The organism is Candidatus Regiella insecticola LSR1, from assembly GCF_000143625.1.
Taxonomy (GTDB): domain Bacteria; phylum Pseudomonadota; class Gammaproteobacteria; order Enterobacterales; family Enterobacteriaceae; genus Regiella; species Regiella insecticola.
Genome location: NZ_GL379590.1, coordinates 19342 through 34809, shown reverse-complemented (window position 1 = coordinate 34809; position 15468 = coordinate 19342). Strand labels below are relative to the sequence as shown.

The following is a 15468-nucleotide window of genomic DNA, read 5'->3' as shown; positions in this document are numbered from 1 at the left end:
AAAAAACTCATTTCGTTTTAGATTAAGTTGTCAGTTGCTAACACCAGGGAAATTAATTTGTGATTCAATGCTATTAGCTTATGTCACCGTAGTAAGTTGCTCAAACAAAATTTTTGCGTAGTCGGTTCTGCCGCAAGTTGCATTGTGGCAAGTAGGGTAGACCACGCTCAATCTAAATGGAGTTTATTTATTATGAAGAATGATGTTAAAGCTTCGTTAAAATCTTTCCCACTGGTTTCCATTATGGAACGCAGCGATGATATTATGGGGAATAAAAGATTGTAAATCACGGTTTGTCTATACTAACCGTGCCTTTCGTGATTTTTTAGATATTCCTGCTAAATTTAAAATTGAAGGAAAAAGTGATGATCAGCTTCCCACCCCGGTAGCAAAGTTTGCCTCAGAGCTGCAAAAACAAGATAGGGAAACTATCAAAAGTGGGCAAAGGGTCACTCTTATTAAAACCCATTTTTTTAATCGAGAAAAAAGACTAGAACCTTATCTTTACGAAAAATTTCCGCTGTATGATGAAAAAAATGAGTGCGTTGGAACTGTTTTGTATGGGAGAAAAATGGATTTTATTTCTCTGCCACAGTATGTAGAAGAACTCACCACATCAGAATGCGAATTAAAGTCACCGAAAGCTTTGTTATTAGAGCCGCCAAGTAAATTGTTTACCAAAAAGCAACTTAAAGTTATATTTTATGCATTACAGTCTTTAAGCGCCAAAGAGATAGGAAGAAAATTAGATCGTTCTAACAGAACAATAGAAAATTATCTACAAGCAATATACAGAACAGCGAGGGTAAATTCGTTACCGGAATTTAAGAAATTCTGTAAAGAAGAGGGCTTTGATCGCTATATTCCTGAAGAGCTTATCTCCCCTAAGATACAGTTTATTGAGAATAGGAGAATGTCATCATGAGTAACAGAAAAAGTAAAATGCGAAGACGAAATCTAATTCAATTGGCATTGAAAAAAAAGAAAAATAAAAGCTTTTTTTGCCGGTTAACTGATTGGTTTAAGAAAGAAAAAAAGCTTTCAGCTAAGTTACCATAAGTACATTTTTTTTCATTATTATAGAAAATAATGTGTTTAACACAGGGCTTCTTTTTTACTGCATTAAAATGCAGATTTAATTTGCACAATTTAAATTGAGTTGTTTGTTTTATCCTCAAAATCTATCTAATTTGATATAAATTATAGCTGTTCTCTGTTACAGTGCTGCTTTCATTTTTTTACTTATTAGCATTATGAAAAACATTAATTACTCTCTTAATAGTAATTTGTCTGAACGGCTGTCTTCATCCCGCCCTGATAATCTATTTTCTTTGCCCATTGCTCAATTAGGGGATTGGACATTTGATGAAAAAGTCGCTGAAGTTTTTCCTGATATGATTCAGCGATCAGTCCCCGGTTATTCCAATATCATTACCATGATCGGTATGCTAGCGAAGCGTTTTGTTCAACCTCACAGCCGTATTTACGATCTGGGCTGTTCCTTAGGTGCCGCCAGTCTCTCTGTACGTCGTAATATTCAGGTTCCCGGTTGTAGCATTATCGCTGTTGATAATTCACCGGCGATGGTCGAGCGCTGTCGCCGCCATTTGGATGCTTTTCGCGACGATACATTAGTTGACGACACATTGGTTGAGGTGCTTGAAAAAGATATTTTGGATGTCAGGTTGAAAAAGGCTTCGATGGTAGTGCTTAATCTCACCTTACAGTTTATAAATCCTAAAGATCGCCTATCTTTATTAACTCTTATTTATCAAAGTCTTATTCCTGGTGGTGTTTTAGTTTTATCCGAAAAATTTACTTTTGAAGATCCTCAAGTGAGTGAGCTTTTATTTGATATGCATCATGATTTTAAACGTGCTAATGGGTATAGCGAATTAGAGATTAGTCAAAAACGTAGCATGCTAGAAAATGTTTTGCGGAGTGATTCTATAAAAGATCACAAAACCCGTTTGCATCAAGCAGGATTTGAACATGCTGATGTTTGGTTTCAATGTTTTAATTTTGGTTCATTGATTGCTCTAAAAACAAAAAAAACCAATAGACCTCTTCGGAAACTAGCATTCATATAAGAATTTTGGTAAAACACTCCTGAACAAGGAGCCGCCATGAAATATGAAGTAATAAAAGTACTGGAAGAGGAAAAATTTCGTCGCTTAACGGGTGTTAAACGCAGTACATTTGAAAAGATGATAAAGATATTGAATGAAGCAGATAAGAGTAAGCAAGGGAAAGGAGGTCGGAAACCCAAGCGGGGTTTAGAAGAGCGCTTATTAATGGCACTGGAGTATATACGAGAATATCGCACTTATTTTCATGTCAGCCAAAGCTATGGCGTGAGTGAGAGCACATGCTATGAAACGATTAAATGGATAGAGAATACGCTAATAAAGCATCCTGATTTTGCCCTACCTGGACGCAAAGCTGTATTAAAAAGGGATAGGGAGTATGAGCTGGTTCTTATTGATGCCACAGAAACGCCGATTGAACGTCCCCAAAAAAACAAAAGCCGTTTTACTCAGGAAAAAAGAAACGACACACCTTAAAAACACAAGTGCTCGTTGATAAAAAAAGTAAAGCAGTCATCTGTACAAGCATTACGAATGGGAGGCGCCATGATTTTAGGTTGTTTAAGGAGTCTGGTGTGCGAATACATCCTGACATCAAAACAGTTACCGATACAGGTTACCAAGGGCTTGGCAAGATTCATTCAAACTCGGCGTTGCCTAAGAAAAAGACAAAGAAAAATCCCTTAACAAAAGAAGATAAACGCAACAATCGTGCGTTATCAAGCCAGCGTGTATTAAACGAACATGTCATTGGTATGATTAAAAGATTTAAAATTGTATCAGACCGTTATCGAAACAGGCGAAAACGTTTTGGATTAAGATTTAATCTGATTGCTGCAATTTATAATATGGAAATTAGATAAATGATAGTTTCCGAAGAGGTCTAATAAAAGTTAAGCCACCAATACCAGAACCAATGGCGGCACCAATACGTACGCTATTCTCTTCAGTGACCTTAAGACCACAGTCCTCCATAGCTCGTATGCCAGCAGCAACGCCGTACTGTATAAAGGTATCCATTTTACGGGCATCTTTTTTAGGCAAATCAAAATCTTCAGAATTAAAATCTTTTATTAAACCGGCAAATTTTGTGGTATAGGCACTGGTATCAAAATCCGTAATCAGGGATATGCCGCTCTGACCTGCAAGCACATTTTTCCACGCACATTCAACGGTATTACCGACAGGAGATAACATGCCCAGTCCGGTTACAACCACTCGACGCTTAGACAAGGCTGTCCTCCAAAATTAAGGAAGTTAAAGGTTGATGTTATAAAACTTAGGCGGTCGAATGACCGCCTAGATATGTTCGTTTACAGTTGGTGAGACGTAATATAATCAATCGCAGCTTGCACAGTAGTTATTCTTTCTGCTTGTTCATCTGGAATTTCAGTATCAAACTCTTCTTCCAGAGCCATTACTAATTCGACCGTGTCCAGAGAATCAGCGCCAAGATCGTCCACAAAAGAAGCATTATTTACCACTTCTTCGTCCTTAACACCCAGTTGTTCAACGATGATTTTCTTAACACGTTCTTCAATAGTGCTCATGTTCTTAAATTTCCTATCAAAACTCGCTTATGCGATGGATTTCGTAGTTTATAAAATGTTGAAAAAGATGCAACTAAATCTCGGCTATTCAAACCATTATTCTACCTTATTATGTGAGTTTCATCCCAAATAACGCGAATAATTTTTACCTGATTTAGCTCATGTACATACCGCCATTAACATGTAAGGTTTGACCAGAGATATAACCTGCTTCTTCTGATGCCAAAAATGCAACAGCGCTGGCAACTTCTTCAACTTTCCCAAGCCGACCAGCGGGAATTTGCGCTAAAATGCCTGCACGTTGCTCGGATGTCAATTTTTTGGTCATATCGGTTTCGATAAAACCCGGTGCGACCACGTTAACCGTGATACCACGTGAAGCCACTTCACGTGCTAACGACTTACTGAAACCAATAATACCCGCTTTAGTAGCCGCATAGCTAGCCTGCCCGGCATTACCAGTACAACCCACCACAGAACCAATAGTGATAATACGACCAAAACGTTTTTTCATCATATTATGCAGTACTGCTTTTGATAAGCGAAATACGGAAGTCAAATTAGTTTCTAAAACATTACACCAGTCGTCATCTTTCATGCGCAGCAACAAGCTGTCACAGGTAATACCTGCATTATTCACCAAAATATCAATTGATTTATATTCAGCGATAACCTCTTCCACGAATTTATTGATCGACGCACAATCACTAACATTCAATACAAAACCTTTACCTTTATCGATCAGGTAATCGTAATCATTTATCTTTTTCACCCCCTCTTCACTGGTTGCAGTACCAATCACCGTAGCACCACGTTCAGCCAATAACTCTGCGATGGCGCGACCTATACCACGGCTAGCACCCGTTACCAGGGCAAATTTTCCTTCAAAGCTCATGTCATCCTCTTTCTAATTAATGTTTTAACGCAGATACCAGCGAAGCAACATCATTGACTGATTCTGTCACCAATGTAGTAATGATACGTTTGCTCAAACCACCCAAAACACTACCAGGCCCCATTTCTAGCAAACATTCAACACCTTGTTTTTCAATATATTTAACAGATTCGACCCAACGAACCGGACTATAAATTTGACGTACCAAAGCGTTACGAATAGCCGTCGGCGAGCTTTCTACCCGAACATCTACATTATTTACCACTGAATAATGAGGTGAATTGAAGGTGACTTTCTCAAGCGCAACGGCCATTTTGTCTGCAGCAGGTTTCATTAGTATGCAGTGAGAAGGAACACTAATGGGTAAGGATAACACGCGCTTTGCACCCGCCTGTTTACAGGCAAGCTCTGCTCTCGCTACCGCTGCTTTGTTGCCAGCGATAACCACTTGATTGGCTGAGTTAAAATTAACCGGTGACACTACCTGCCCTTGCGCTGATGCGGCACAAACTTGCTTAACGGTATCATCATCTAAACCAATGATGGCAGACATGGCACCAGTGCCTACAGGTACCGCTTCTTGCATCAATTTACCACGCAGTTCAACCAAGCTGATAGCTTGTTTAAAATCTAACACTCCCGCGCAAACTAAAGCAGAGTATTCACCTAAACTGTGACCCGCCATGATAAGGGGATGATTCGCTTTATGCTGTTCTCGTAGCGCATTCCAAAGCCGCCAAATAGCCACCGAGGCAGCAAGCAAGGCAGGCTGGGTGTGCCAAGTTTTATTTAACTCTTCTATCGACCCTTGTTGCACTAACTGCCACAAATCGTAATCTAATACCGATGAGGCTTCATTAAATGTTTCTTTAACAAGTGGAAATTGAGCCGCTAGCTCCGCTAACATCCCCACTGCCTGAGAGCCTTGTCCTGGAAAGACTATCGCGAATTTTGACATTGCTATTCACCTATTTTATACCCTTCGTCTTTGAAGTTGCCTTCGGCTGCCAGGGCGACCGATCGATGAGCGTAGATAGACTACGTGATTCGGCGAACACCCGCAGCCAACAACGCAGCGGCTTCAAAGGCGAAGGGTATATAAATCAAAAACGAATCAACGCTGAACCCCAGGTAAAACCACCACCAAAGGCTTCCAGTAGTAACAGTTGCCCGCGTTGAATTCTTCCATCACGCACTGCTGCATCTAACGCCGAAGGCACCGACGCGGCAGAAGTGTTACCATGCTGATCTAAGGTGATCACCACTTTTTCCATGTCCATCTTTAATTTTTCAGCCGTTGCTTTAATAATACGTAAATTCGCTTGATGAGGTATCAACCAATCTAGTTGGCTATGACAGATATCATTCGCCTTTAGCGTTTCATCGATAATCTTCGCTAATTCATTAACTGCAATTTTAAACACCTCGCACCCTTTCATAGTGAGATAGGCGGGCTGATCTTGAGAATGCTGATGAGGCAGTGCCAATAGATTCCCAGAGCGACCATCGGCGTGCAAATATGTTGAAAGAATATCGGATGGTAGGGTGCGATCAATATCAGAGCCTGTTGATGCACTCAACACCACCGCTCCAGCACCATCACCAAATAAAATGACTGTGCCACGATCTTGTTCATCAAGCATACGACTAAGGGCATCAGAACCAATCACCAACGCATTTTTTACCGTACCACTTTTGATAAATTTATCAGAAACACTGAGAGCATAAATGAAGCCAGAGCAGGCCGCTGCTAGATCAAAAGAAATAGCATCTTTAATCCCTAGCATTTGCTGTATTTGACAGGCTGAACTTGGAAAAGCGTGACTCGAAGAAGTCGTAGCGACAATAATTAAGCCAATATCATTTTCATCGAATTTTTTAGGTTCTCGTACTTTTTGTGCCATCTCTAATGCTTTTTTGGCAGCATGGCACCCCATGCTAGCCACGGTTTCATGAGCTTTGGCAATCCGCCTTTCCTTTATACCAGTACGAGTCACAATCCAATCGTTGGTGGTATCCACCATCTTTTCTAAGTCCGCATTGCTACGCACTTCTGCGGGCAGATAACTCCCCGTCCCGAGAATCTTAGTGTTCATTTTATTATCGGCCACCCTTTATTAGACCTCTTTCCAAACCTACTAGGTGACGCGGATCCTGCGTTGCCCGGTGCTCGCAATCCTCATGTACTTATGGCAATGAAGGTTGCTGTGCCCTGGGCGCCTTGACTTCGCATAACGAACTACGGTTTGGAAAGAGGTCTATTGTAACACTTTACTATCATAACAAATCGGCAAAGGCATGCTTTATACCCTTCGCCTTTGAAGCCGCTGCGTTGTTGGCTGCGGGTGTTCGCCGAATCACGTAGTCTATCTACGCTCAACGGGTCTCATCCCTGGCCGCCTAGCGGCAACTTGAAGGGCTGTGGGTATAACAGCGATAGGTTTTGCCATTAGCAACAACTTGAGTTGTGAATTAGATAGCTACCCCTGCAAGCAGTCTCATAAAAATAAAAACGCTGACCTTATGCCAACGCTCTATTCTATTCCATTTAATATTTGATTTTTTTAGTCTTCACGATGCGACATCTTTTGCTAGGCACTTTTTCTTCGCTGCATCCACTCTAATTGCTAGCGTTTCAACCGCTGATTTTTTGGTCGACAAATGTACTGTCGGAAAAACAACCTTTTTACCACGGTAATAGCCTTCCTTCGTAATATGATGGCGCAGGTGAATTTCACCGGAGGTTTGATCTTTAGAAAGCGTGCCAACAGTCAGCGCGTCATGTGAACGACGCATACCACGTTTGGAACGAGTGGGTTTGTTTTGTTGTACGGCCATGGTTACTCCTTAATTTTTTTCTTTAAATTTGTTAATACCGCAAATGGATTAGATTGGTTTGTCTCTTCAGGTAATTCACCAAATATCATTTCCGTGGCAGAGATATCACAGTGTTTAGATTCATGCATGCGTATTATCGGCAGTGAAAGAATAATTTCATCTTCAATCATTGCCAATAAATCCACTTCACCCAATTCATTAACATCAATAGGCTCGTACGCCGCCGGTAACGTTGTAATCCATTCATCACTACCCTGCTTCTTATTATTAACAACAGGACTGAGGCAGTAGCTGGTATGAATATGATGATGAAAGGTGCCACCACAACGCTGACATAGCAATGTTACCTCAATCCCAACATTACCCGTAATAACCGCTAACCCTTGATCATCAAGCGCAAACGATAAAGAGACATCAACATGACTATCTAAACTCACCACAGCCTCAGCAACACGAGTTACCTGCTCGGCAAAATAGACGCCAACATAATCTAAACGCTTTTGAGCACTACGAAGTACATTAACTGTCAGAGGTAATTTTACATTTTGCATAAGATCGCCATAGTGACTGCTCCCCGTCCTATTGGACAAGGCTTCCCACTTCACAGACCGTCACTTGTGCATGACAAGTCTAGAGCCTATTCGAAATCTCTTGTTTTGTACAAAAAAGACAACTGCGCTTTTTTCACTCGTTTTTTCCTTGTCTAAGCGCAGCTCAAAGCAGATTTCGAATAAGCTCTTACTCGGCCTCCATGGGCAGAGACGACGAGACCCGCCGCCTGTAATTCAAATATGCTTTGCTGCCTGATATTCAGCGCGGCATTAAGCATGCCCTGCGATACTGATTGCCGTCATAGATATGACGAAGTTTTCGCTGCTAGCCGCGCATTCTAACACCAGGTTAGCTGGAAAACCATGCCTTATATACCCTTCGCCTTTGAAGCCTGTTGGCTACGGGCGCTCGCCTTTATGGTATATCTACGCTCATCGGTCGGTCGCCCTGGCAGCCGCCGTAACTCGAAATTCATTGGGTATAAAAGCCGAGATTTTACGGCATACCGGATAATTTAGCGTCAAAGAAAAGGAGATTTTTTACGTAAAATTTGCAGGCAATGACGTAATTGATCATCCAAAGGTGCTTCGATAGATAAAGTTCCTCCCAACGGATGTTGACAGCATAATGTCGCCGCATGCAAAAATAAGCGATTGAGGCCAGTATCTTGCAGATGACGGTCAAATTCTCGATCACCATAACGGTTATCAAAAGCAATCGGATGACCGCTATGCAAAGTATGTACACGTATCTGATGTGTCCTGCCGGTTATTGGACTCGCTTTCAGCAAAGTGGCATATTCAAAACGCTCTTCAACCTTAAAGTGTGTTTCTGATACTTTACCTTCACTGCTAACTTTCACCACTCGGCCACCATTTTGTAGCACATTTTTCAATAAAGGTGCCTGTACTTTTTTGCAGCTAGATGGCCAATGACCTTTTACCAATGCTAAATAATCTTTTTGTATTTTTTTAAGACGTAATTGTTCGTGTAACGCGCGCAAAGCAGAGCGTTTTTTGGCGATCAACAATACACCTGACGTATCACGATCTAAACGGTGTACCAACTCTAAAAAACGGGCTTCAGGCCGTAGCGCGCGTAATGCTTCTATTACGCCAAAATCCACCCCACTTCCACCATGCACTGCGATTCCAAAAGGTTTATTCAATATCAACAAAGCATCATCTTCAAACAAAATACGGTCGGGAAGTGATGAAATTTTATTCAGTTTCACCGAGAGCGTTCGGGTTTCACGTTCGGCCACTCGCACCGGTGGGATACGTACTCGATCACCATTCTGTAATTTATATTCTGGTTTAATTCTCCCTTTGTTAACGCGCACTTCTCCTTTTCGTACAATGCGATAAATCATACTTTTCGGCACACCTTTTAATCTAGCGAGCAAAAAGTTATCAATCCGTTGATCAACGTCATCGGCAGCAATATCGATTAATTGTACTATAATGGATTATCCGTTTTCATAATTAGTAATCCTAAATATACCAAGTAATTAGCGACACTCCTCTTTCTGTGCTTAACTACTAAATTGTCGATTAAAAATACGTTTATACGCTATTTTTATTTAAGTAGGCCTCTTTCCAAACCGTAGTTCGTTATGCTAAGTCAAGGCACAGGGTGCACAGCAACCGGAGTATACATGAAGTACATGAGGATTGCGCGCACCGGGCAACGCAGGATCCGCGTCACGGAGCAAGTTTAGAAAGAAGTCTAGTTTAACAATTAATGATTACTACTAGTTTAACAATTAATGATTACTAATATACCCAATGAATTTCGAGTTACGGCAAGGCGGCAATCAATCGCATCCAGGTAATGCATGACAAAAGATGAGTGATCGCTGCCAACACAGCCGTAACTTGAAAGGCGAAGGGTATACCCACAGTCCTTCAAGTTTCCGCTAGGCGGCCAGGGCGTGAGACCGATGAGCGTAGATAGACTACATGATTCGACGAGCACCCGCCCGCAGCCAACAACGCGGCGGCTTCAAAGGCGAAGGGTATAGACTGCTTGCAAAACCGCTATTCGTGGTACGAAATCAAGGCGCACGGAGCCCAGCAACCACTGTGATTAAAATGCTGAGCACCGCGTAACCTAGAATTCACACCACGCAGTAGGTTATACAAAAAGTCTAATGAAGTTTGCCTGATCATACAAAAACGCAGCAATGGCGTAAGACGTAATGTGAAATCAAGCGATGAGCGGGCTGCGGGGAACCCCCGATCCGGAAAATCAATTCATTAAGCGGGTTTATACTTAAGACGCTATTTTTCAAAAGGAAAAATAGGTCTATTGAGATAATGTCCCTAAATTCAAGCACTGTCGCTGTCGTCAAGTTAGCAGTGCCGTTAGAAGACCTTGTTTGCTCTGTTTATTCGGCCATGAAAGGTTATTTTCCCGCAGTTTTAATGCTAATGTAAAAAAGAACGAGTAAGTAAGATGAAAAGAATGTTGATTAACGCGACTCAGCAGGAGGAGTTGCGGGTTGCACTTGTAAACGGACAACAGCTTTATGATTTAGACATCGAAAGCACCGGCCATGAACAAAAAAAAGCAAATATTTATAAAGGTAAAATCACCCGAATTGAACCAAGCCTAGAGGCTGCTTTTGTTGATTATGGTGCAGATAGACACGGTTTTTTGCCACTAAAAGAAATCTCTCGCGAGTACTTTTCTCGTGATCATTATTCTAACACACGCCCTAAAATTAAAGATGTTCTGCATGAAGGCCAAGAAGTTATCGTTCAGATAGACAAAGAAGAACGGGGCAATAAAGGCGCTGCATTAACTACTTTTATCAGCTTAGCAGGCTGTTTTTTAGTTCTTATGCCCAATAATCCACGGGCAGGCGGGATTTCTCGTCGTATCGAAGGGGAAGAACGTACAGAACTTAAAGCCACCTTATCAACATTAGAATTACCTGATGGCATGGGGCTTATCGTTCGCACTGCGGGGCTTGGTAAAAATACGAAAGACCTACAATGGGATTTGTCATTCCGCTTACAACATTGGGAGGCTATTAAAAAAGCAGCCGAAGGACGCCCAGCACCATTTTTAATCCATCAGGAAAGTGACGTTATCGTTCGTGCTTTTCGTGATTATCTGCGCCAGGATCTCGGCGAAATACTGATTGATAACCCCAAAACCCTCAAGCTCGCCGAAAAACATATTACTGATCTAGGTCGCCCTGATTTTATCAAAAAAATGAAACTCTATGATGGAGAAACGCCCTTATTTAGTCATTATCAAATTGAATCGCAAATTGAATCAGCCTTTCAGCGTGAAGTACGTTTACCATCGGGTGGCTCTATCGTTGTGGATACCACCGAAGCATTAACTGCTATCGACATTAATTCAGCTCGTGCAACGAAGGGCGGTGATATTGAAGAAACGGCACGGAATACCAATTTAGAGGCTGCCGAGGAAATTGCACGCCAACTTCGTTTGCGCGATCTGGGTGGATTGATCGTCATCGATTTTATTGATATGACGCCAATACGTCATCAGCGTGACGTCGAACAACGCCTACGTGAGGCCGTACATCAAGATCGGGCTCGCATTCAAATTGGTCGTATTTCTCGTTTCGGTTTGCTAGAAATGTCCCGCCAGCGCCTCAATCCATCGCTAGGAGAATCAAGCCATCACGTTTGTCCACGCTGTACTGGTACCGGCAGTATTCGCGACAATGAATCTCTATCACTATCAATTTTACGTTTAATTGAAGAAGAAGCACTAAAAGAAAATACAGTCAAAGTTCATGCCATAGTTCCGGTTCCAATTGCCTCTTATCTTATCAACGAAAAACGTGATTCCATTAACGCAATCGAAAATCGGACTAACGGTGTTCGGGCTATTATCATTCCTACAGAAAATATGCAAACACCAAATTACGCCGTATCACGGATCCGTAAAGGTGAAGAAAATACAACCATTAGTTATATGCTGGCACAACAATATAATGCAGGAACAACAGCAGCGCAGGAAGAAACACCCAACGAACGTAAACAACGAGAGCAACCTGCATTATCCGCCTTACCACTGCCTGAAGCTTCCTCATCCCCTGAAATAACTGCTGTTAAAAAATCGGCAAATACAGCATCAATGGCGCCAAAGCAAAGGCAAATGCGCACTAAATCAGTGGCATCATCACCTTTTGATGACACGTCAATGAATCTCTTACAACGACTATTCCATCATTTAAAAGCCTGGTTTACTCCTTCGCTTCAATCCCAAGAAGCAAAATCGATTCAAAATATCGCTCCTAATACGACCGAAACACGTCATAATGATCGCCGAGATCTAAGGCGTCAAGGCAGTGGACGTAAAGACCGAGGAGAACGTAATGTACGTGAAGAAAATGAAGAAAATGAAGAAAATGAAGAAAATCGAGAACAGCGTCATAACAAGCGGCCAATATCACCCGCTCCTGCAATCGAAACCACAGTAGATACCAATAAAACACAGCGTAAAAATCAACAACCGCGTCGACAACAAAATGATAAACGTAAAGTGTTAACGGCAGAGATTAAAACCCCGCTCCCTACCACGGTACAAACAAATCAACTTGACGAAGAGCCACAACGAACAGTTATGCCTCGTCGTCAACGACGCCCGTTGAGTCAAAAAATACGCTGTCATTCTGTTGATAAAATAGACACTGATAATACCGCTACTCTGCAAAAGAAAGAGAGAGATATCCCTGTTGCCGAGGTTAACCTTATTGAAAACACGTCAATCGATAATCTTAAAAGAGACCTGAAACCGTTACCTACAATGACGGTTTCAACGGTTACAGAGAGTGACGAAATCACCCATGACGGCACTCACAACGAGAATGGCATACCACGCCGCTCGCGTCGTTCGCCTCGTCATCTTCGTGTTAGTGGTCAACGTCGGCGCCGCTATCGTGATGAACGTTATCCTGCTCAATCCTCTATGCCATTAGCAGGTGCTTTCGCATCACCGGAGATGGCTTCTGGTAAAGTGTGGATAAGTTATCCACTAGTAAATCCAAGCGAGCCAACAGAACAACAAGAGCCTATGGTAACTGAATCGCCCCTACTAACAGTAGAAAATACTATCAAATCACAAATCCCAGTCATTGTTATCCCACCTTTGGTGAATGAACCTGAAGTGAGGGTAATCGCCAAACAAGAAAATTTATATCCATCAGGCATGTTATTTATACCCACAGCCCTTGAAGTTGCCGCTAGGCGGCCAGGGTGTGAGACCGATGAGCGTAGACAACTACGTGATTCGGCGAACACTTGCAGCCAACAACGCGGCGGCTTCAAAGGCGAAGGGTATAAACATCATGCTAGCGCACCTATGACTAGGGCACCTACAGCAGACTATGTCCAACCCGCACCAATTCCAATCCAAAGTGATTGGAAAAGAGCTTCATTTGACTTTATTGGTAAAGGCTCTGCCGGTGCTCATGCCGCAGTTAACCAAGCAGGCGCACCAGCAACTAAGCCCGCAGTATCGAAATAACGCCATTATGACAACTCAGCCCTAAAACGTATTCACAACCCCGCATTTTTAAGGCGGGGTTGTTTTTTCATCTATTATTCAACAATGAGCCACTTTAATGACCACAGAACACGAAAAATTAAAAATTCGCCGCCCAGATGACTGGCACCTGCACTTACGTGATGGTGACATACTCAAAACCGTTCTGCCTTACACCAGCCAGGTTTTTGCTCGGGCAATAGTGATGCCAAATTTAGAAGAGCCGATCACAACCGTTGATAAGGCGATAGCTTATAAAAATCGTATTTTGGCCGCGCTCCCTTGCGGACATAAATTCACGCCATTAATGACATGCTATCTAACAAACAGCACACTGCCCGAGGAACTGGAGAAAGGTTTTAAAGAAAACGTTTTTACTGCTGCTAAGCTTTATCCTGCTAACGCCACCACTAATTCTAATCAGGGCGTGACTGATATTCCTGCTCTTTATCCGTTATTTGAAAAAATGCAAGAACTGGGGATGCCCCTGTTGGTTCATGGTGAAGTAACAAACAAAGAAATAGATATTTTTGATCGTGAGGCGCGATTTATCGACGACATATTAGAGCCCATTCGTAAAAAATGTCCCACATTAAAAATCGTATTTGAGCATATCACCACCAACGATGCAGTTGATTATGTCTTAGCTGGAGGCGATTATATTGCCGCGACCATTACCCCACAACATTTGATGTTTAATCGTAATGATATGTTGGTTGGCGGTATTCGTCCTCATCTATATTGTTTGCCGATATTAAAACGCAGTCGCCACCAAAAAGCATTGCGGGCGGCCGTCGCCAGTGGCAGCAATCGCTTTTTTCTTGGTACTGACTCCGCTCCCCATACCAAAGATCGTAAAGAATCAGCCTGTGGCTGTGCAGGAATATTTAATGCCCCTGTCGCATTGCCCATTTACGCCACAGTATTTGAAGAACTAAACGCGCTGAAACATTTAGAAGCATTTTGTTCACTCAATGGCCCTCATTTTTATGGCTTGGATCCAAACGAAGATGTTATTACATTAGTAAAAACACCTTCGCCACTCCAGCCAATGGAAATCAAGACAGGAGAAACCTCTATTATTCCTTTCTTAGCCGGGCAAAAGATGGATTGGTCAATTAATAACAATTAAATTAGCGTAATATATCAATTCAGCATTACCCTCTGCATTTTGCAAAAAATAAGCGCAGTATATTTGACATAGTGCTAAATTTTCAGTAGTAAATTTTATTATTTAGGCTATATTTTTTAGGTCGATTAATTAAATAAACTCAATGATTAATTCAAATTATCCAATTATAAGCGGATTTTAAAATTGCGAGTCAGTATTTGGGAGCATGGATTGATTCCTTTCTGCAATCCATACTTACTCGTAAAGCAAGGATGTTGTGTATGAAAATATTAATTATCGATGAGTGTTATTACACTCGTTGCGGTGTTCATGCTTATTTAAATAATAACCCTGCAGTAAAATTGATGGAGACAGCAACCATCGAACAGGCTTCATTCAGCATACAAGATTTTGATCCAGATATCGTGATAGTTAATTTAACACAATACTGTAGTTATGGTGGCCGCTGTCCTTTGTTAGAAGAATTTATACATTGTTGTGGTAACAAGAAAATGTATATTTATCTTAATACCGCTTACCCATTTAGTGATACACCGGTTCCACTGATGAATACCGTTTCTATCTTAGCCAAAAAACGCTTGCCGGCATTATTAAATCGCATTACACGTCTAAATAGTGCCAAAATGGCTTACTACAATCCATCGAATTTTTGTCTAGTGCCGTTTTTTAGTCCGCAGGAACAAAGCGTAATCTATTATTGGATAACTAAGATGCCTAACTGTTGTATCGCCAAAAAATTAAATATCAGTGATAGTACCGTCTATTGCTATAAGAGACATATAACAGAAAAAATAAAGGTAAGGAATAGACTGGAATTATGCTTTATCTACAATATTTTAAAATATTTATACTGATAAACTATTTTTAAGTTCTAGTATCTCATCA

At 41.5% G+C, this 15468-nt stretch carries 14 protein-coding genes and 4 pseudogenes; 8 read left to right on the top strand and 10 right to left on the bottom strand.

From position 1 onward, the window contains the following. Positions 1 to 256: 256 nt before the first annotated feature. The 3 genes from REG_RS03730 to REG_RS11890 all read left to right on the top strand — a co-directional run bounded on the left by REG_RS03730 (position 257) and on the right by REG_RS11890 (position 2950). Positions 257 to 925 carry a helix-turn-helix transcriptional regulator gene (locus REG_RS03730; protein WP_006704525.1) on the top strand — a complete coding sequence of 223 codons (669 nt, stop codon included), beginning with the start codon at positions 257 to 259 and terminating at the stop codon, positions 923 to 925. 328 nt (positions 926 to 1253) lie between these two features. Beyond that, a complete protein-coding gene (gene cmoA / locus REG_RS03725; RefSeq protein ID WP_006704524.1) occupies positions 1254 to 2090 on the top strand; it encodes a carboxy-S-adenosyl-L-methionine synthase CmoA in 837 nt (278 codons plus the stop codon). Between the two features lie 36 nt (positions 2091 to 2126). Next, a protein-coding gene (locus tag REG_RS11890) for an IS5-like element ISRein1 family transposase (protein WP_260200188.1) occupies positions 2127 to 2950 on the top strand; the annotation gives its coding sequence in 2 pieces (ribosomal slippage) (positions 2127 to 2514 and positions 2514 to 2950; 825 coding nt in all). A gap of 22 nt (positions 2951 to 2972) precedes the next feature. Here the strand turns inward: REG_RS11890 and REG_RS03710 are convergent. The 4 genes and pseudogenes from REG_RS03710 to fabD all read right to left on the bottom strand — a co-directional run. Beyond that, positions 2973 to 3320: pseudogene (locus REG_RS03710) on the bottom strand (beta-ketoacyl synthase N-terminal-like domain-containing protein); the annotation flags it as partial. An 80-nt stretch (positions 3321 to 3400) separates the two neighbouring features. Further along, positions 3401 to 3637 (bottom strand): acyl carrier protein, encoded by a 237-nt coding sequence (gene acpP / locus REG_RS03705; protein ID WP_006704522.1) that lies wholly within the window; start codon positions 3635 to 3637, stop codon positions 3401 to 3403. Between the two features lie 154 nt (positions 3638 to 3791). Then, positions 3792 to 4532, bottom strand: a complete 741-nt coding sequence (gene fabG / locus REG_RS03700; RefSeq protein ID WP_006704521.1) for a 3-oxoacyl-ACP reductase FabG — start codon at positions 4530 to 4532, stop codon at positions 3792 to 3794. A gap of 16 nt (positions 4533 to 4548) precedes the next feature. After that, entirely contained in the window at positions 4549 to 5490 is a 942-nt protein-coding gene (fabD, locus tag REG_RS03695) for an ACP S-malonyltransferase (protein ID WP_006704520.1), read from the bottom strand. Between fabD and REG_RS14065 the strand changes: the two genes are divergently transcribed. Continuing rightward, a complete protein-coding gene (locus REG_RS14065; protein ID WP_141553610.1) occupies positions 5484 to 5711 on the top strand; it encodes a hypothetical protein in 228 nt (75 codons plus the stop codon). The genes fabD and REG_RS14065 overlap by 7 nt on opposite strands. Here the strand turns inward: REG_RS14065 and REG_RS03690 are convergent. The 6 genes and pseudogenes from REG_RS03690 to rluC form a co-directional block, all read right to left on the bottom strand. Continuing rightward, positions 5636 to 6628 carry a beta-ketoacyl-ACP synthase III gene (locus REG_RS03690; RefSeq protein WP_039907324.1) on the bottom strand — a complete coding sequence of 331 codons (993 nt, stop codon included), beginning with the start codon at positions 6626 to 6628 and terminating at the stop codon, positions 5636 to 5638. The genes REG_RS14065 and REG_RS03690 overlap by 76 nt on opposite strands. Before the next feature lie 143 nt (positions 6629 to 6771). Then, positions 6772 to 6912, bottom strand: a complete 141-nt coding sequence (locus REG_RS13110; protein WP_176603412.1) for a hypothetical protein — start codon at positions 6910 to 6912, stop codon at positions 6772 to 6774. Positions 6913 to 7208: 296 nt separating this feature from the next. Continuing rightward, positions 7209 to 7370, bottom strand: a pseudogene (rpmF, locus tag REG_RS14060) (50S ribosomal protein L32); the annotation flags it as partial. A 2-nt stretch (positions 7371 to 7372) separates the two neighbouring features. Beyond that, on the bottom strand, positions 7373 to 7921 hold the full coding sequence (gene yceD, locus REG_RS03680; protein ID WP_039907220.1) for a 23S rRNA accumulation protein YceD: 549 nt from the start codon (positions 7919 to 7921) through the stop codon (positions 7373 to 7375). 152 nt (positions 7922 to 8073) lie between these two features. Next, positions 8074 to 8196 (bottom strand): annotated as a pseudogene (locus REG_RS14570) (RNA-guided endonuclease InsQ/TnpB family protein); the annotation flags it as partial. A gap of 246 nt (positions 8197 to 8442) precedes the next feature. Continuing rightward, positions 8443 to 9404, bottom strand: a pseudogene (gene rluC / locus REG_RS03675) (23S rRNA pseudouridine(955/2504/2580) synthase RluC). Between the two features lie 479 nt (positions 9405 to 9883). Here rluC and REG_RS13105 point away from each other — a divergent pair. The 4 genes from REG_RS13105 (at position 9884) to REG_RS03660 (ending at position 15437) form a co-directional block, all read left to right on the top strand. Continuing rightward, positions 9884 to 10033: a hypothetical protein gene (locus REG_RS13105; RefSeq protein WP_176603411.1), complete on the top strand. Its 150-nt coding sequence runs from the start codon at positions 9884 to 9886 to the stop codon at positions 10031 to 10033. Between the two features lie 346 nt (positions 10034 to 10379). Next, positions 10380 to 13433, top strand: coding sequence for a ribonuclease E (gene rne, locus REG_RS03670; RefSeq protein WP_006704515.1), 3054 nt, complete (start codon positions 10380 to 10382; stop codon positions 13431 to 13433). Between the two features lie 97 nt (positions 13434 to 13530). After that, the gene (gene pyrC / locus REG_RS03665) at positions 13531 to 14583 is read left to right on the top strand and encodes a dihydroorotase (RefSeq protein WP_006704514.1); all 1053 of its coding nucleotides are present in this window, start codon (positions 13531 to 13533) and stop codon (positions 14581 to 14583) included. 260 nt (positions 14584 to 14843) lie between these two features. After that, complete coding sequence (locus tag REG_RS03660; protein WP_039907216.1) at positions 14844 to 15437, top strand: response regulator transcription factor; 594 nt, start codon at positions 14844 to 14846, stop codon at positions 15435 to 15437. Positions 15438 to 15468: the final 31 nt, after the last annotated feature.

Excerpts from the sequence above, each read along its gene's own strand:
- REG_RS03690 (WP_039907324.1), bottom strand. The coding sequence starts at position 6,628 with ATGAACACTAAGATTCTCGGGACGGGGAGTTATCTGCCCGCAGAAGTG.
- cmoA (WP_006704524.1), top strand. The coding sequence starts at position 1,254 with ATGAAAAACATTAATTACTCTCTTAATAGTAATTTGTCTGAACGGCTG.
- fabD (WP_006704520.1), bottom strand. The coding sequence starts at position 5,490 with ATGTCAAAATTCGCGATAGTCTTTCCAGGACAAGGCTCTCAGGCAGTG.
- yceD (WP_039907220.1), bottom strand. The coding sequence starts at position 7,921 with ATGCAAAATGTAAAATTACCTCTGACAGTTAATGTACTTCGTAGTGCT.
- fabG (WP_006704521.1), bottom strand. The coding sequence starts at position 4,532 with ATGAGCTTTGAAGGAAAATTTGCCCTGGTAACGGGTGCTAGCCGTGGT.
- REG_RS03660 (WP_039907216.1), top strand. The coding sequence starts at position 14,844 with ATGAAAATATTAATTATCGATGAGTGTTATTACACTCGTTGCGGTGTT.
- acpP (WP_006704522.1), bottom strand. The coding sequence starts at position 3,637 with ATGAGCACTATTGAAGAACGTGTTAAGAAAATCATCGTTGAACAACTG.
- pyrC (WP_006704514.1), top strand. The coding sequence starts at position 13,531 with ATGACCACAGAACACGAAAAATTAAAAATTCGCCGCCCAGATGACTGG.
- REG_RS03730 (WP_006704525.1), top strand. The coding sequence starts at position 257 with ATGATATTATGGGGAATAAAAGATTGTAAATCACGGTTTGTCTATACT.
- rne (WP_006704515.1), top strand. The coding sequence starts at position 10,380 with ATGAAAAGAATGTTGATTAACGCGACTCAGCAGGAGGAGTTGCGGGTT.
- REG_RS13105 (WP_176603411.1), top strand. The coding sequence starts at position 9,884 with ATGATTCGACGAGCACCCGCCCGCAGCCAACAACGCGGCGGCTTCAAA.